This window comes from Streptomyces minutiscleroticus (genome assembly GCF_014650875.1).
GTDB classification, from domain to species: Bacteria; Actinomycetota; Actinomycetes; order Streptomycetales; family Streptomycetaceae; genus Streptomyces; species Streptomyces minutiscleroticus.
Genome location: NZ_BMVU01000034.1, coordinates 62835 through 78806 on the forward strand (window position 1 = coordinate 62835; position 15972 = coordinate 78806).

At 75.7% G+C, this 15972-nt stretch carries 12 protein-coding genes and 1 pseudogene; 6 read left to right on the top strand and 7 right to left on the bottom strand.

Features of this window, described 5'->3' with window-relative positions; all coding sequences use genetic code 11:
* Positions 1-80: 80 nt before the first annotated feature.
* From IE271_RS27440 to IE271_RS27455, 4 genes are all read right to left on the bottom strand, one after another.
* Positions 81-1370, bottom strand: coding sequence for an MFS transporter (locus IE271_RS27440; RefSeq protein ID WP_190193130.1), 1290 nt, complete (start codon positions 1368-1370; stop codon positions 81-83).
* Positions 1371-1470: 100 nt separating this feature from the next.
* Positions 1471-2949 (bottom strand): CitMHS family transporter, encoded by a 1479-nt coding sequence (locus IE271_RS27445; RefSeq protein ID WP_190193131.1) that lies wholly within the window; start codon positions 2947-2949, stop codon positions 1471-1473.
* Between the two features lie 122 nt (positions 2950-3071).
* A complete protein-coding gene (locus IE271_RS27450) occupies positions 3072-5336 on the bottom strand; it encodes a molybdopterin oxidoreductase family protein (protein ID WP_190193132.1) in 2265 nt (754 codons plus the stop codon).
* A gap of 197 nt (positions 5337-5533) precedes the next feature.
* Positions 5534-6154, bottom strand: a complete 621-nt coding sequence (locus IE271_RS27455) for a TetR/AcrR family transcriptional regulator (protein WP_190193133.1) — start codon at positions 6152-6154, stop codon at positions 5534-5536.
* Positions 6155-6618: 464 nt separating this feature from the next.
* Between IE271_RS27455 and hmgA the strand changes: the two genes are divergently transcribed.
* The 4 genes and pseudogenes from hmgA to IE271_RS27475 all read left to right on the top strand — a co-directional run.
* Positions 6619-7947 (top strand): homogentisate 1,2-dioxygenase, encoded by a 1329-nt coding sequence (hmgA, locus tag IE271_RS27460; RefSeq protein ID WP_190193134.1) that lies wholly within the window; start codon positions 6619-6621, stop codon positions 7945-7947.
* Positions 7948-7974: 27 nt separating this feature from the next.
* Entirely contained in the window at positions 7975-8724 is a 750-nt protein-coding gene (locus IE271_RS27465) for a GntR family transcriptional regulator (protein WP_190193135.1), read from the top strand.
* A gap of 113 nt (positions 8725-8837) precedes the next feature.
* The gene (locus tag IE271_RS27470) at positions 8838-10052 is read left to right on the top strand and encodes a type ISP restriction/modification enzyme (RefSeq protein ID WP_190193156.1); all 1215 of its coding nucleotides are present in this window, start codon (positions 8838-8840) and stop codon (positions 10050-10052) included.
* A 54-nt stretch (positions 10053-10106) separates the two neighbouring features.
* Positions 10107-10455 (top strand): annotated as a pseudogene (locus tag IE271_RS27475) (ABC transporter permease); the annotation flags it as partial.
* A 379-nt stretch (positions 10456-10834) separates the two neighbouring features.
* Here IE271_RS27475 and IE271_RS27480 read toward each other — a convergent pair.
* From IE271_RS27480 to IE271_RS27490, 3 genes are all read right to left on the bottom strand, one after another.
* A complete protein-coding gene (locus tag IE271_RS27480; protein WP_190193136.1) occupies positions 10835-11104 on the bottom strand; it encodes a hypothetical protein in 270 nt (89 codons plus the stop codon).
* Positions 11105-11220: 116 nt separating this feature from the next.
* Positions 11221-12012, bottom strand: a complete 792-nt coding sequence (locus tag IE271_RS27485) for an anti-sigma factor (protein ID WP_190193137.1) — start codon at positions 12010-12012, stop codon at positions 11221-11223.
* Entirely contained in the window at positions 12009-12593 is a 585-nt protein-coding gene (locus tag IE271_RS27490; protein ID WP_190193138.1) for a sigma-70 family RNA polymerase sigma factor, read from the bottom strand. The genes IE271_RS27485 and IE271_RS27490 overlap by 4 nt, the downstream gene beginning before the upstream one ends.
* A 281-nt stretch (positions 12594-12874) precedes the next feature.
* On the opposite strand from IE271_RS27490, the gene IE271_RS27495 reads away from it, so the two are divergent.
* Complete coding sequence (locus tag IE271_RS27495) at positions 12875-14434, top strand: DUF4331 domain-containing protein (protein WP_190193139.1); 1560 nt, start codon at positions 12875-12877, stop codon at positions 14432-14434.
* A gap of 99 nt (positions 14435-14533) precedes the next feature.
* Positions 14534-15934 carry a tetratricopeptide repeat protein gene (locus tag IE271_RS27500; protein ID WP_229919592.1) on the top strand — a complete coding sequence of 467 codons (1401 nt, stop codon included), beginning with the start codon at positions 14534-14536 and terminating at the stop codon, positions 15932-15934.
* Positions 15935-15972 lie beyond the last annotated feature (38 nt).

Consider the following 15972-nt stretch of genomic DNA (forward strand, 5'->3'; position numbering starts at 1 on the left):
TCCCCAAACTAGCGATGTTAGTTTTACGGCACCAGGGGTGGTCGCGCGAAAGTCCCGCGGAAGCGGGGGACCGGCCGGCGCTACCGCCGCGTGCGTTCCCGTCTGCGCGCCGGACGGCGGACGGCGTCGCCCCCGTCGGGTTCCAGGTCCTCGGCGGGCTCCAAGCCCCCGGCGGGCTCCGGGTCCCCGGCGGATTCCGGATCTCCGGTGCGGCCCTGGCGCAGACCGAGTCCCGAGGCGGCCAGCAGCAGGACGCCCAGCATGAGGAAGGGCGCCGCCACGCCCGCGACGCCGGCCACCAGGCCCGCGGCGGCCGGGGCGGCGACCTGGCCGAGCCGGTTGCCGGTCAGGCGCAGGGCGAGCGCGGTGGAGCGGGCCTCGTCCGGGGCCGCCCTGACCACGGTCGTCATCGACAGCGGCTGGCCCACGCCCAGGCAGAAGCCGAGCACGGCGAGCATCAGCGCGAGCGCCCAGACCGGGACGGGCAGCGCGATCCCGGCGCACAGCAGGGCCGCGAGCAGGCAGGTGAGGGCGAGCAGCGCGGCCCTCCCGAGCAGCCGCAGCATGGGCGTGAGGACCAGCCGGCAGGCGATCGTGGTGGCCGCGCGCAGGCTCAGCAGCAGGCCGATCACGGACGGGGCGATGTCCCGGTGCTCGCCGACCACCGGCAGGTACGCGGTGAGGATGTCGGTGGCGGACAGGACGGCGAGGCTGACGAAGATGCCCGCCGGGACGCCCCGGGTGCGCAGGATGCGGTGCACGGGCACCCGCTCGCCGCGCGGGGCGCCGGACGCGCCGGACGCACGGCGCTCGATGCGCCACAGGGAGGTGAAGGCCACGGCGGCGGTGGCACCCGCGACGAGCAGGGCGAGGGCGCTGGTGCCTGCCATGTCGGGGCCGCCGATGAGGGCGCCCGCGACGACCGGCCCCGCGAGCTGGCCGAGGGAGGCGCCGATGGTGAAGTGGCCGAAGTTGCGGTCCTGCTCCTGCGGCGCGGACTGCCGCGCCACGATCGACTGGGCGCCGATGACGAAGCAGAGGTGGCCGAGGCCCATCACGCCGCTCCACGCGGCCATCGCCACGAGCGAGTCCACGAGGCCGCTGAACGCGCAGCCGCCCGCGATGAGCACCACGCCGGCCGGCAGCAGCGGGGCGCAGCGGCCCCGGTCGGTGCGGCGGCCGAGCGGCACCGCCGCGAAGAGCGGCAGCAGCGCGTACACGCCCGCGACGACGCCGACCGCCGTCTCGCCGGCGCCCAGCGCGAGGGCCCGGTAGGACACGGCGGGCCGGGCCATCGACACCGCCCCCTGCGCGAAGGCGAAGGCGACGACGAGGCGGAGCAGCCAGCCGCGGTGTCCACCGGGCCTCACGATGCGACCTCCAGGGGGTGGGGGGAGCGCCTCCGCCGCGGAGGCGAGGAGTCCGGAAACCGGTTGTCCGGTTACCCGGACTTCCGGATGTCCGATCACCTCAGATTATGCCGAACAGGATCCCCGCGGCGAGCACCAGGAGGGAGACGAGGGCGGCCCACTTCACCACGAACCGGGTGTGGTCGCCGAACTCGACCTTCGCCATGCCGACCAGCACGTACACGGCCGGGACCAGCGGACTCGACATGTGCAGCGGCTGGCCGACGATGGCGGCGCGGGCGATCTCCAGGCTGGAGACGCCGTGCGCCTGGCCGGCCTCGGCGAGCACCGGCAGGATGCCGAAGTAGAAGCCGTCGTTCGACATGAAGTACGTGAGCGGCAGGCTGAGCACGCCGGTGACGACCGCCATGTGCGGGCCCATGGCGTCGGGGATGTTGCCGACGAGCCAGTCGGCCATGTGGTCGACCATGCCGGTGCCCTGCAGGACGCCGGTGAAGACGGCGGCGGCGAAGACCATGCCGGAGACGTTGAGGACGTTGTCCGCGTGGGCGGCGATGCGGGCCTTCTGGTCGGGCATGTGCGGGAAGTTGACCGTGAGGGCGAGCGCGGCGCCGAGCAGGAACAGCACCGGGATCGGCAGCAGTTCCACGATCATGGCCGTCAGCAGGACGACCGTGAGCAGCGCGTTGAACCAGTAGAGCTTCGGGCGCAGGGTCGGCCGGTCCGGGTCGAGCCCCTGGAAGCCCTCGGCGGCGCCGCCGGACCCGCCGGCGCCGGAGCCGTCGCCGGACGCGGCCCCGGAGCCCGTACCGCCGCCGGTCCCGCGGGCCGCGGGGGCCGTGCGCCCGCCGCCGGACGCCGGGCCGCCGCTGCCGACCAGGACCGCCTCGTTCTCCTGCGCCTGCTCCCGCACCTCGCGGGCGGCGCCCGCCTCCTGCGGTTCGAGGGCCTCGTCCAGCGTGAGCACGCCGAGCCGCTTGCGCTCGCGGCGGCCGAGGGCGTACGCGAGGAGCAGGACGCCGAGCAGGCCGACGGCCAGGGCGGGGATCATCGGTACGAAGATGTCGGCGGCGTCCACCTTCAGCGCGGTCGCGGCGCGGGCGGTGGGGCCGCCCCACGGCAGCGTGTTCATCACGCCGTTGGCCGTCGCGGCGACACCGGTCATCACGACCAGGCTCATCTTCAGGCGCTTGTACAGCGGGTACATCGCCGAGACGGTGATCATGAAGGTGGTGGAGCCGTCGCCGTCGAGGGAGACGACGGCCGCGAGCAGCGCGGTGCCGATCACGATGCGCAGCGGGTCCGCCCTGCAGAACCTCAGGATGCCGCGCACGATCGGGTCGAACAGGCCGACGTCGATCATCACCCCGAAGTAGACGATCGCGAACATCAGCATCGCCGCGGTGGGCGCGAGGTCACCCACGCCCTCCAGGACGTAGTCCCCGAGATGGGCGCCCTTCCCGACGAACACGCAGAACAGTGCCGGGATCAGTACGAGCGCCGCGATCGGCGACATCTTCTTCAGCATGATCAGGACCAGGAAGGTCGCGATCATGGCGAAGCCGAGGATGGTCAGCATGAGTGGACACCTAACGTTCGCCCTTGAACTCCCACCAGGGCCGGCGGTCCGAGGAACGTTAGGTCGCGCTCACGAGCGTTAACAAGATGTTGACGCGTGAGCAATAAGCGCAAAACTCCAGGTCACGACGGTGTGCCTGCCGGAGTCACGGTCACGGGCACGCCGTTGAGCACCGCCGTGCCCGACAGCGGGTCCAGCAGGCGCCCGTCCAGGAGCTGGTTGACGTTGGCGCCCGGGTCCGCCGCGGCGTGGCGCGTCCGGGTGCCCGGCCGGTCGTGCCCCCAGCCGTGCGGCAGGCTCACCACGCCCCGCCGCACGGTGTCGGTGACCTCGGCCGGAGCGGTCACCTCTCCCCCTGCGCCCTTGATCCGTACGGGCGCTCCGTCCGCCACGCCGAGCCGGGCGGCGTCGTCGGGGTGCAGGTGCAGGGTGCAGCGGTTGGAGCCGCCGGTGAGGGCGGGCACGTTGTGCATCCAGCTGTTGTTGGAGCGCAGGTGGCGGCGGCCGACGAGGACGAGCCCGGCCGGGCGCTCGCGCAGGGCCGCGCGCAGCCGCGGCAGGTCGGCGGCGATCGGCCCGGGCAGCAGCTCGATCCGCCCGCTGCGGGTGCGCAGCGGCTGCGGGAGGCGGGGCCGCAGCGGCCCGAGGTCGATGCCGTGCGGGGCGGCGAGCAGCCGTTCCAGGGTGAGCCCGTCCGGGCGGGCGCCGAATCCGTCGCCGTACGGGCCCAGGCGCAGCATCAGGTCGAGCCGCCGCTCCGGGCCGTCCGCGCCGGTGAGCGCGGCGGCGAGGTCCCGCGGATCGCGGCCGTGCACGGGTGAGTGCGGGTCCCCCACGGCCTTGCGCAGCGTCCGCTCGACGACCGCGGTGTCGACCGCGCCGGGGTCGGCGCCGTGCCGGCCGCCCGCGGCGAGGACGAGCCGCGCGAGGATCTCCGTCTCGGCCCTGCGGCCGGGCTCCAGCGGGACGGCGGCGCGGGTGTAGCGCACCTGGTTGCGCACGGCGAGGGTGTTGAACGCGAAGTCGAAGTGCGGGCTCTGCGCGGGCGGCGGCGGGGGCAGTACGACGTCCGCGTGGCGCGAGGTCTCGTTCAGGTACGGGTCGACGCAGACCATGAAGTCGAGCGAGCCGAGGGCCTTGTCGAGACGCAGGCCGTCGGGCGCGGACAGGACGGGGTTGGCGGCGACGCAGACCAGGGCGCGGACCGGTGCGCCCTCGCCGCCCGCGGTGTCGATCTCCTCCGCCAGGGCGGCCGTCGGCAGCTCGCCCTTGGCCTCCGGGTGGCGGGAGACCCTGCTGTGCCAGCGGCCGAGGTCGAAGCCGCGGCCGGGGCCGCCGGGCCGCGGCACGGCGGTGGCCGCGAGCGGGAAGAGCGCGCCGCCGGGCCGGTCGAGGTTGCCCGTGAGGACGTTGAGCACGTCCACGAGCCAGCTGGCGAGGGTGCCGTGCGGCACGGTGCAGCTGCCGATGCGGCCGTAGACGGCGGCGGTGGGCGCGGCGGCCAGCTCGCGGGCGAGCGCGCGGACGGTCCCGGCGTCCACGTCGCAGGCCCCGGCGACCGCCTCCGGGGTGAACTCGGCGAGCGCGGACGGGAGGTCGTCGAGCCCCTGGAGGTGCGGGACGAGGTGGGCGGGGTCGGCCAGGCCCTCCGCCAGCAGCGTCCGGGCCACGGCCGCGAGCAGCAGCGCGTCGGTGCCGGGCCGGACCGCGACGTGCCGGTCGGCGAGCCGGGCGGTGCGGGTGCGGCGCGGGTCGACCACCGTGAGCGTGCCGCCGCGCGCCCGGAGCGCCCTGAGCCGGCCGGGGAAGTCGGGCGCGGTGCACAGGCTGCCGTTGGACTCCAGCGGGTTGGCGCCGATCAGCAGCAGGTGGTCCGTGCGGTCCAGGTCGGGTACGGGGATGGCGTTCGCGTCGCCGAAGAGCAGGCCGCTGGAGACGTGCTTGGGCATCTGGTCGAGCGTGGAGGCGGTGAACACGCTGCGGGTGCCGAGGGCGCCGACGAGGAGCGGCGGGTAGAGGCCGCCGGCCACGGTGTGCACGTTCGGGTTGCCGAGGACGACGCCGACGGAGTGCGGTCCGTACCGCTCGGCCACCGGGCGCAGCCCCGCGGCCACCGCGTCGAAGGCCTCGTCCCAGCCGGCCTCGCGCAGCACGCCGTCCCGGCGCACCAGCGGGACGCGCAGCCGGTCGGGGTCGCCGTCCAGCTCCCCGAACGCGGCGCCCTTGGGACAGACGAAGCCTCTGCTGAACACGTCCTCCCGGTCGCCGCGCGCTCCCGTGACCCGCGTCCCCTCGATCGTGAGCGTGAGGCCGCAGGTGGCCTCGCACAGGGGGCAGACGCGCAGGGCGGTGCGCGAGTCGGTGCTGGTGCCGGTGGTGCGGGACACGGGTCCTCCCGGTGGGGCGACGGCGGTGGCGCACGGGACGCGCCGAGCATACCGACCGGTATGCACGACGGGGAGGGGTGCGCGGGACCGGACGCCGGGGCCCCGGGCCCACGAGGCCCGGCGGCACGGGACCGGACGGTACGGAGCCGGGCGGTACGGACCGCGCCGCCCGCACCGCGCCCCCCGGTGCGGTGGGGTCAGTCCAGGGCCCGTGCCAGGTACGCCCGCAGCAGCTCCCGCGTCTCCTCCACGATCCGGTCGTCGCCGGAGGGGTCGAGCCGGAAGGCCAGTTGGAGCAGGCTGTCGGCGGCCTCCACGGCGACCAGGAACGTGCGGCGCAGCGCCTCGTCCGGCTCGCGCCCGATGTAGGGGCACAGGAGGTCGGTGAGGCGGTCGGCCACCCGGTGGTTGGGCACGCCGTGGCGCGCGCCCACCGGTATCTGGTTGCCGAAGTCGACGAGCGAGAAGCCGGGCGCGGTCCGCTTCATGACGAGGTACTCGTCGAGCACGGTGTCGACCACGGCCCGCCAGCCACCCGTGCCGCCGGCCTCCCGGAGGCGCCGCGTGACGCGCTCGGCGTACCGCTCCAGGTTGCGCTGGGCGAGCGCGTCGGCCATCGCGCGCTTGTTGCCGAAGAAACGGTAGACGGAGCCGATGGGCACGCCCGCGCGCTGGGCCACGGCGCGGGTGCTCAGGTCGTCGTAACCGACCTCGTCGAGCAGGTCGGCGCAGGCGTCGAGGATCCTCGTCAGTCGTTCGGCGCTGCGGCGCTGCACGGGCGCGCGACGCAGCGATGTCGCTTCGGGCACGGAGTTCATGATGCCTTTCCGCCGGGGTGCGGTGAACCCCGCCCGTCCGTACGCGCACCGGAGGGCCCGCCGCTCACCGCGGCGGCGGGCGCGGGACCCGGCGCGGGGGCGGCGCGGCCCGCCGGCGTCCCGCTCGCGGGCGGGGCCTGCGGCACGGGTGCACCGGGAAGGCCGCGCGTCCACGCCATACGGCCGAGCGTAGTGCGCGGCTCCGACAGCCGGGCCCCCGGAGACCGGGCTTTCCGGTCCCGGCCCCCGGAGACCGGACTCTCCGGTCCCGGGCCGTCAGAGGGGGATTCCCCGGTCCCGGGCCACCGGAGGGGACTCCCCGGTCCCGGAGTCGATGCTTCCGGGCTTCCCGGAGCCGGGACTTCCGGGGCCGCGCGGCCGTGCCCCGATCGCGTCCCCACCCCTTGCGCACCCTCCCCTCCATTCCTACGGTGAAGCATAGGAATCCGAGCGAGGGAGCGGGCATGGACGGGGACGCGCGCAAGACCGCCGAGGGACTGGCCTACCTCTCCGGCTTCGGCAACGAACACAGCTCGGAGGCGGTGCCGGGCGCCCTGCCGCAGGGCCGCAACTCGCCTCAGCGGGCCCCGCTCGGGCTGTACGCGGAGCAGCTGAGCGGCACCGCGTTCACCGAGCCCAGGGCGCACAACCGCCGCTCCTGGCTGTACCGCATCCGTCCCTCGGCGGCACACCCGGCGTTCACGCGCACCGGCGACGGGGCGCTGCGCACGGCCCCGTTCGCGGAGACCGTGCCCGACCCCAACCGGCTGCGCTGGAACCCGCTGCCGGAGCCGCGGCCGGGCACGGACTTCCTGGCCGGCCTGTGGACCCTGGGCGGCAACGGCGACGCGACGCGGCGCACCGGCATGGCCGTGCACCTGTACGCCGCGAACGCCCCGATGGAGCGGGTCTTCGGGAACGCGGACGGCGAGCTGCTGGTCGTGCCGGAGCGCGGCGGGCTGCTGCTGCGCACCGAGTTCGGCCTGCTGCACGCCGGGCCGGGCGAGGTGGCGCTGATCCCGCGCGGGGTCCGCTTCCGGGTGGAGCCGCTGGACGCGGAGGGGGGCGCGGCCGCGCGCGGGTACGTCTGCGAGAACTACGGCGCGCCCTTCCGCCTGCCCGACCTCGGCCCGATCGGCGCCAACGGCCTCGCCAACGCGCGGGACTTCCGGGCGCCGGTCGCCGCGTACGAGGACGTCGAGGGCCCGGTCGAGGTGGTGAACAAGTTCTGCGGCCACCTGTGGACGGCGACGTACGACCACTCGCCGCTGGACGTGGTCGCCTGGCACGGCAACCACGTGCCGTACGTCTACGACCTGCGCCGCTTCAACGTCCTCGGCACCGTCACCTACGACCACCCGGACCCGTCGATCTTCACGGTGCTCACCTCGCCGAGCGACACGCCGGGGCTCGCGGGCGTCGACTTCGTGGTGTTCGCGCCGCGCTGGCTGGTGGGCGAGGACACCTTCCGCCCGCCGTACTTCCACCGCAACGTGATGAGCGAGTACATGGGCCTGGTCGAGGGCGCCTACGACGCGAAGGCCGAGGGCTTCGTGCCGGGCGGCGGCTCGCTGCACAACATGATGTCCGCGCACGGCCCCGACCGGGAGACCTTCGACCGGGCGAGCGCGGCGGAGCTGGCCCCGCAGAAGGTCGACGACGGGCTGGCCTTCATGTTCGAGACGCGCTGGCCCGTGACCCTCACGCGGCAGGCGGCCCGCGCGGAGCACCTGCAACCGTCGTACGACGACGTGTGGCGGGGCCTCCAGCGCCACTTCCGCCCGTTGCACTGAGCGCGTCCGGCCGGTACGGATACCGTCGTGACCTCCTTCGCGCCGGACTCGATCGTCCTGAACCGCAAGCTGCCGCTCTGGTACCAGGTGTCGCAGTCCCTGCGCGCCTCGATACTCGGGCGCTCGCCGCGGGACCCGCTGCGCCTGCCGACCGAGGAGCGGCTGGCGGAGCACTACGGGGTGAGCGTGCTGACGATGCGCCAGGCGCTCAAGGAGCTGGAGGACGAGGGGCTGATCACGCGCCACCGGCGGCGCGGCACGTTCATCGAGCCGGGCGCCCTGCGGGGCGCCCCCGTGCGGCTGCTCGGCTCGGTGGACGCGATCGTGGCCCAGCAGTCGGGCATGCGGACCGAACTGCTGGACCACGGCACGGCCCCGGTGCCGGGCGGGTTCGCCGAGCACTTCCCGGACCTGGACGAGGTCGCCACGTACCACCGGCTGCGCCGCGACGAGCGGACCGGCGAGCCGACGAACCACGCCCGCAACTGCGTCCGGCCCGAACTGGCCGCCCTCATCGACCCCAAGGACCTGGTCCGCGCGCCGATGACCAAGGTCCTGCGGGACGTGGTGGGCGTGGGCATCTCCCGGATCACCGACACCGTGGAGGCGCGGCTCGCCGACCCGGAGACCGCGCGGCTGCTCGAAGTCCCGCTGCTCAGCCCGATCCTGCACTACACGGGCGTCACCTACGGCGAGGACGGGCGGGCGCTGGACGTGGCGGTCATCCACTACCGCGGCGACCGCTTCTCCTTCACGGTGACGCTGGACGCCACCTGACCCGGTCGCCGGGTCACGGTGACGCCGGTCGCGGTCCGGCCCGCTCACGGCGGCGCCGGGCACCGCCCGCCCGCGGCCCGGCCCCCTCGTCCGCCGCCGGGCCGCGTCGTACGATTCCGGACGTGACGCACGACGACGCTCCGCTCCTGGCGGACCTCATGCCGTGGTCCGTCGCACCGCCACGGCTGGGCCGGGGGTGGCCGGCGGCCCCCGACGCGGCGGCCCTGAAAGCCCGTTGGGACGCCTTCGTGAGGGCCGAGGGGCCGGACCGCGAGAGCCTGTTCGGCGTCACCCGCGCGCGGACCCTGCACACGGCGGTGGCGCAGCTGCCGGGCCAGTCGGTCGGGACCGAGCGGCTGGTCAGGGCGTCGGGCCCGTGCCCCGAGCCGGTCCGCGTCCTGCCCGGCCCCTTCGACGAGCAGTGGCTCATCCCCGACCACCGGCTGATCGACGCGGCCCGCCCCGAGCTGTGGCGGGTCGCGGACGCGGACCAGACGTTCCTGGTCGAGCAGGCGGGCGCGGACGGATGGCCGGTGCTGCTCGCCGCCTCCGTCCTGCCGGTGAACCCGCCGCAGCCGAAGGGGGCGGACCGCCCGGCCGCGCCCCGGCCCGGCCGCGTCCGCCCGCTGTACCGCCGCCCCGGCGGCCTCGAACCGAACCTCGCGCCCGGCCTGCTCGACCACCTCGCCGCCCGCCTGGGCCGCGCCCCCTCGCCCGCCGACGTCCTCGCCTGGACGGTCGTGGCCGCCGTGCCCGGCCCGTCGGGCGTGGCCGTGCCGCTCACCGCCGACCCGGAGACCTGGGCGCGCGGCACCGGACTGGGCCACCGCGCGCTGTGGCTGATGCGCCGCCGGGGCGAGCGCCCGAAGCTCCCCGGCGGCCGCCGCCCCTACGTACGCGCTCCGCTGCCGCCCGGCCCGCACGAGCTGCGCTACGACCGCGACGAGGAGACCCTCCACGTCGACGAGGGCCGCATCTCCCCGGTGCCGCCCGAGGCCTGGGACTTCGAGGTGGCCGGGGTGCGGGTGCTGGAGCGGTGGTTCGCGGTCCGCACCGCCCCGGCCGGGCCGGGCTCCCTGGAGGCCGTGCGGCCCGCGGCCTGGCCCCAGGCCTGGACGTCGGAACTGCTGGAGCTCGTCACGGTGCTCGCCCTGCTCGCGGACGTGCGCGCGCGGCGGGCCGGCCTGGCGGAGGGCGGGGGCGCCCCGGTCACGGCGGCCGAGCTGCACGGGGCGGGCGTCCTGCCGGTGCCGGCCGCGGCCCGTCGGCCGGCCTCGGTCCTGGACCACCTGGAGGAGGGCCCGGAGGGCCAGTTCGCGCTGCTCTGACCTGCGGCCGGGACCGGCGGCCCCGCGGAACGGCGCCCCTCGGGGCACGTGGCGCTGCTCCTGCGGTCCGCCACGACCTGGGCCGGCATCCTGCTGGGGGCTGGCCTCGCGGAGCGAGGAGGCGGCCGGGCAGCTGGACTCGGCGGCCTTCGTGCTGCCGCTGCTGTCGAACGCCTGCGTCCCCACCGGCGGACTGCCGGACGGGCTGCGGGCGGTGGCGGAGTGGAACCCGATCAGCGCGGTGACCACCGCGGTGCGCTTCCTGTTCGGGAACGCGCCGGTGCCGTACGAGGGCTCCTGGCCGGTGACCCGTCCGATCGCGGGGTCACTGGCGTGGTGCGCCGTGCTCACGGCGGTGTTCCTGCCGCTCGCGGTGCGGGCGTACGCGGCCGGCGGGCGCTGATCCGGCCGCCGCCGTCGCGGACGGCGGGAGGTGCGGGAAGCGGGACGTGCGGGAAGGGGCTGAAGGCCCGTCACCGAGGGCCGGCCCGACGGCGGGTGGGGAGTCCGTGCCGGGTCGCCGGGCCGGTGGCCCGCCTCACTGCTGTCGTGGTGGAGCGGCTGCTGCCGGGTGGAGCGGGACGGACCCGCTCGGGTCCGTCCGGCCGGACGGACCGGGGCCGGGCCCGCGAACGGGGACACACCGGGACGCTGCCGCGTGCCGCGGGGATGACGGACGCTGTGAACGGCGGTCGTACGTCGGTGTGGGGTGTGTCACCCGGTCGCGGGCCGACGCGCCCGCCGGGCCGCCGTGCGGCGGCCGTGCCGGCGCGTCCGCCGCGTCAGTGGCCGCCGAACAGCGAGCGGCGCAGCCGGCGCAGCGGTGCGAACAGCGAGACGCGGCCCACGCGGGCCCGCCTGCCGCTGTGCTCGTGCGTGGCGCCGCGCGCGGTCAGCTCACGCATCAGCGACGTCGCCTCGACCGTCTCGCGCTGGGGGACGGCAGGTCCGCCCAGCACCGAGAGATGTCGGTCGAGGCGCGAACTGCTCGCGCTGCTGCCGCAGGTGATCGCAGGGACTCGCGCCCTGCCACGCACTGTTATCTGTTCCATCGTCACTCCCCACCCGTACGAGGGCACCCGGCCCGGGCAGGTTAACCCTATCGCTCCCCCATCACACACGTGTATCCCGGGCGCACTAATCACCTTCCCCGTAAGGCGGTTGACGATCACTCTCCGAATCCGACATTTTCCAGGGCGAGTTGGACAATGGGTGAGGTTGTGGGCTGTTCGGAGCCACCGCGCGGTTCCACCGTCACGGCGAGTGACGTCGCGTCCGTGCCCAGTCCGGTGGCGACCAAGGGCGTGTCGCCGTCGAGCAGGCCCAGGGAGTGCGGTTTCGCGCCGGGGCGCACGAGCCACAGCTGGTGCACCCTCCCGTTCCCGGGCGCGGCCAGGCCGGTGGCGGTCACCACGGCGCTGCGCCGCTCGGCCGAGGCGACGACCGCGAGACCCCCGCCCCGCGCGTCCCGGCCGGCGCTCGCGCGGGCGTCCGGGGCGGCCAGAACGTGGGCGATCTCACTCGCCCTGGCCCGCTCCCGGTCCAGGGCGTCCTGCGTCCGGGCGGCCTGGACGCCGAACAGCGCGGCGACGACGAGCGCGGCCGCCGCCGTGAGGGTGGTGAGCGGCACCAGCAGCGGGGACGGCCGCGCGGCCCGGGCGCGGCCGGGTCCGCGTCCGGGCCGCGACCGCGACGGCTGCGGCACCGGCTCCTGCGGGGTGGTGCGCACGGCGGCGAGGATCCGCTCGCGCAGGGCCGGCGGGGGCGCCACCGCCGTGGAGCAGGCCAGGCGGACGGCGTCCTCGCGCAGCGCCCGCACCTCGGCGGCGCAGCGGTCGCAGCCCCGCAGGTGCCTCTCGAAGCGCCGGTGCTCGGGGGGTGCGAGCGCGTCCAGCGCGTACGGCGCGGCGAGCGAGTGCAGCGCGCGGCGGCCGAAGGGCCCGCGCAGGAGGGCGCTCATACGGCGCCTCCCAGGCAGTGGCGCAGCCGGGCGAGCCCGTCGCGCATCCGCGTCTTCACCGTGCCCAGCGGCAGCGACAGCCGCTCGGCGACCTCGCGGTAGGTGTAGCCGTCGTAGTAGGCGAGGGTGACGGACTGGCGCTGGAGCGCGGTCAGCCGGTCCAGGCAGCGGCGCACCCACTCGCGTTCGAGGCCCGCCTCGACCTCCTCGGCGACCTGGTCGAAGGCCGGTCCGTGCGCGCGCCGCCCCTCGCGCCGCTCGCGCTCGCCGGCCGCGCGGGCGCTGCGCACCCGGTCCACGGCCCGGCGGTGGGCGACGGTGAGGACCCAGGACAGGGCGCTGCCGCGGCCGGGGTCGTAGCGCGCGGCGCAGCGCCACAGTTCGAGCAGCACCTCCTGGGCGACCTCCTCCGACTGGGCCGGGTCCCGCACCACGCGGCGCACCAGCCCGAAGACCGGCCCGGACACGACGGCGTACAGCTCCTCGAAGGCCCGCTGGTCGCCCCGCGCGACGCGCGCGAGGAGCTCCTCGGCCTCCCCGGTGTTCCCCCCGCCCCGCGGCGGGCGCCTCCCGCCCTCCACCGGTCCCCTCCCGCCCTCCAACTCCGGCTCCCCTCTCCCCGGCCGTACCAGGCCGTCCCTCACCGCGGTGTTCGGCGCACCCGCCCGTACGGATGGGGGTACGGATCGGCGCGGTGAAAACGCGGGCCGGCGGAGGACCAATCCGCCCCCTGCCCCACTCCGAATGGCGGGCGTCGGACAGCGACGGACCGACGCGGCACGCACGCGAGGCCCCCGGAGGCGTTCCGGCGGGTGGCCCCGCCGGACAGGCCGCCGGAACGACGGGACAGAGGACGGACGGCATGACATCCACCAGTACGAGGACCGCGGTGCACGGGCCCGCGTGGCGCAGGGGCCTGGCGGCCTGCGTCTGCGGCGCGCTGGCCGCGGGAGGGCTCGCGGCCGCGGGCGTGACCGCGCTCGAGCCCCGGGCGGCGACCGCCTCCAGTCACCGGGAGGCCCCGCTGATCTCGGGGCAGCCGCAGTACGACAACACGGACGTGTACGCGTTCGTCAGCCCCGACAAGCCGGACACGACGACGATCGTCGCGAACTGGCTGCCGTTCCAGGAGCCCGCGGGCGGCCCGAACTTCTACACCTTCGCGGACGACGCCCGGTACGACCTGCACATCGACAACGACGGCGACGCGCAGGGCGAGCTGCTGTACCGCTTCACCTTCGACACGCACCGGAGGAACGGGGACACGTTCCTCTACAACACCGGCCCCGTGACCAGCCTCGACGACCCCGACCTCAACATCACGCAGACCTACGACGTCGAACTGCTGAAGCTGCACGACCAGAAGCTGGTGTCGCGGACGAAGGTCGCGGACGACCTGCCGGTCGCGCCGTCGGACGTGGGCAGGGCGTCCATGCCCGACTACGGCACGCTGCGCGACCAGGCCGTGCGAAAGCTGAAGGGCGGCGGGCAGGCGTTCGCGGGCCAGGCCGACGACCCGTTCTTCCTGGACCTGCGCGTCTTCGACCTGCTGTACGGCGGGAACCTCACCGAGGTCGGCCGGGACACCCTCAAGGGCTACAACGTCAACTCCATCGCCCTGCAGGTGCCCACGAACGCGCTCCTGAAGTCGGCGGACCAGCCGGTCGTGGGCATCTGGTCGACGACCCAGCGCAAGGACGCCCACGGCGACTGGACCCAGGTCTCGCGGCTCGGCAACCCGCTGGTCAACGAGGTCGTCAATCCGCAGAAGGACAAGGACAGGTTCAACGCGTCCTCGCCCTGGAACGACGGCGACTTCCTGAAGAACGTCACCGCCCCGGAGCTGCCGAAGCTCATCGAGCAGATCTACAGGATCAAGGCCCCGGCGGAGCCCCGCAACGACCTGGTCGACGTGTTCCTCAAGGGCGTGAAGGGGCTCAACCGGCCGCCGCACGTGCGGCCCGCCGAGGAGCTGCGGCTCAACACCTCGGTGCGGCCCTCGGACGACCCGAAGCGGCTCGGCGTGCTGGACGGCGACGACGCGGGCTTCCCCAACGGGCGCCGGCTCACCGACGACGTGATCGACGCCTCCCTCCAGGTCGTCGAGGGCGAACTGGTGGGGGCCGAGAACGACCTGGGCGACGCGGTCGACGCGAACGACAAGGAGTTCGGGAAGGCCTTCCCGTACGTCGCCGAGCCCACGTCGGGCTCGCGCGGCCCGCTGGCCAAGGGCACGAAGGGCGGCAACGACGTCCGCAACCAGCTCGGCGACGCGCTCGCGCCCGCGGGCTCCGACGGCGGCGGCACGGACGACACGACGCTGATCGCCCTCTCCGCGGCGTCGGGAGCGGTCGGGTTCCTGCTCGTCGCCGCGGGCCTGCTGTGGTGGCGCGGCCACCGACGGGGCCGGGACGCGTACTGACGCCTTTCGCCGGCGTCGTGACGGCACCGGACGCGCACCACCCGACGCCCCGCCCGTCACCAGCACGACCGTTCACCACCAGACGATCGAGGAGAGGCCATGTCTCCGTCTCCGGGCCCGTACGAGGACGGGCCGCGCGCCGCGCACGACGACGAGCCGCCGGGGAGTCCGGGGCGGCGCCGGACGCTGCGGCTCGCGGCCTGGGCCGCCGTGCTCGCCGTCTGGCTCAGCGCCTGGGCCGTCGCCCTGGGCGCCCGGCGCGACGCGGCGCCGGTCACGGCGTCCGTGCCCGCCGCCGCGCCCGTCCTGCCGGCAGGGGGTGACCTGGAGGCGCAGGTCGGGGCGTTGCAGGTACAGCTGCGGGCCCAGCCCAAGGACCACGCGGCGTGGGCGACGCTGGGCGTCGCGTACGTCGAGCAGGCCCGCACGGACGGCGATCCGTCCCGCTATCCGCAGGCGCAGCGCGCCCTGGCCCGTTCGCTGGAGCTCGCGCCCGGCAACGACCCGGCGCTCGCCGGACGCGCCGCGCTCGCCGCCGCCCGCCACGACTTCTCCGGGGCCCTGCGCCTCGCGGACGCGGCCCTGGCCCGCAACCCGTACAACGAGCGCGCGCTCTGCTCCCGCGTCGACGCCCTGGTCGAACTCGGCCGCTACGACGAGGCGGAGCGGGCGGCGGGCACGGCCGACTCCCGCCGCCCCGGCGTCCCGGTCTTCACGCGGTACGCGTACGTCCACGAGCTGCGCGGCGACGTGCGGACCGCCCGGCGGGTGCTGGAGCGGGCGCTCGGCACGGCCGCGGCGCCCGGCGACGTGGCGTACGTGGCGACGGCCCTCGGCCGGCTGGCCGCGCGCGAGGGCGACGGGAGGACGGCCCTGCGGTACTACGCGCGGGCGCTGGCCGCCGACGACGCCTACCTCCCGGCGCTGGAGGGCCGCGCCCGCGCGCAGGCCGCGAACGGCGACCGGGCGGCCGCGATCCGCGGGATGGAGCGGGTCGTGGAGCGCGCACCGCTGCCGGCCGCGCTCGTCGCGCTCGGCGAGCTGTACGAGGCGCGCGGCGGCGGGGGCGACCGGGCGCGCGCCCGCGAGCAGTACGCCCTGGTGGACGCCTGGGCCGCGCTGGCCCGGGCGAACGGCGTCGACGCCGATCTGGACACCGCCCTCGCGGAGGCGGACCACGGCGACCGGAAGGCCGCCCTGCGCGCCGCCCGCGCCGAGTGGTCCCGCCGGCACACCGTGCACACCGCGGACGCCCTCGCCTGGGCGCTGCACGTCAACGGGCGGGACGCCGAGGCCCTGCCGTACGCCCGCCGCGCCACCGCCACCGGCTATCGCGACGCCGCGTTCCACTACCACCGCGGTGTGATCGAGCGGGCCACCGGCCACGAGGCGGAGGCCCGCCGCCTCCTGTCCTCGGCGCTCCGTCTCGACCCGGGCTTCTCACCGGCCGGTGCGAGCGCCGCGGAGAAGGCGCTCAGGGCACTGGGCGGTGCCGCGTGAGGGCGACGACACACTCCGCACCCGCCACCCCGGTGGTC

What these genes read in the sequence shown, in the direction of transcription:
- hmgA (WP_190193134.1), top strand. Translation starts at nt 6,619, where the DNA reads ATGGACGGGGACGCGCGCAAGACCGCCGAGGGACTGGCCTACCTCTCC.
- IE271_RS27495 (WP_190193139.1), top strand. Translation starts at nt 12,875, where the DNA reads ATGACATCCACCAGTACGAGGACCGCGGTGCACGGGCCCGCGTGGCGC.
- IE271_RS27455 (WP_190193133.1), bottom strand. Translation starts at nt 6,154, where the DNA reads ATGAACTCCGTGCCCGAAGCGACATCGCTGCGTCGCGCGCCCGTGCAG.
- IE271_RS27480 (WP_190193136.1), bottom strand. Translation starts at nt 11,104, where the DNA reads ATGGAACAGATAACAGTGCGTGGCAGGGCGCGAGTCCCTGCGATCACC.
- IE271_RS27500 (WP_229919592.1), top strand. Translation starts at nt 14,534, where the DNA reads ATGTCTCCGTCTCCGGGCCCGTACGAGGACGGGCCGCGCGCCGCGCAC.
- IE271_RS27485 (WP_190193137.1), bottom strand. Translation starts at nt 12,012, where the DNA reads ATGAGCGCCCTCCTGCGCGGGCCCTTCGGCCGCCGCGCGCTGCACTCG.
- IE271_RS27445 (WP_190193131.1), bottom strand. Translation starts at nt 2,949, where the DNA reads ATGCTGACCATCCTCGGCTTCGCCATGATCGCGACCTTCCTGGTCCTG.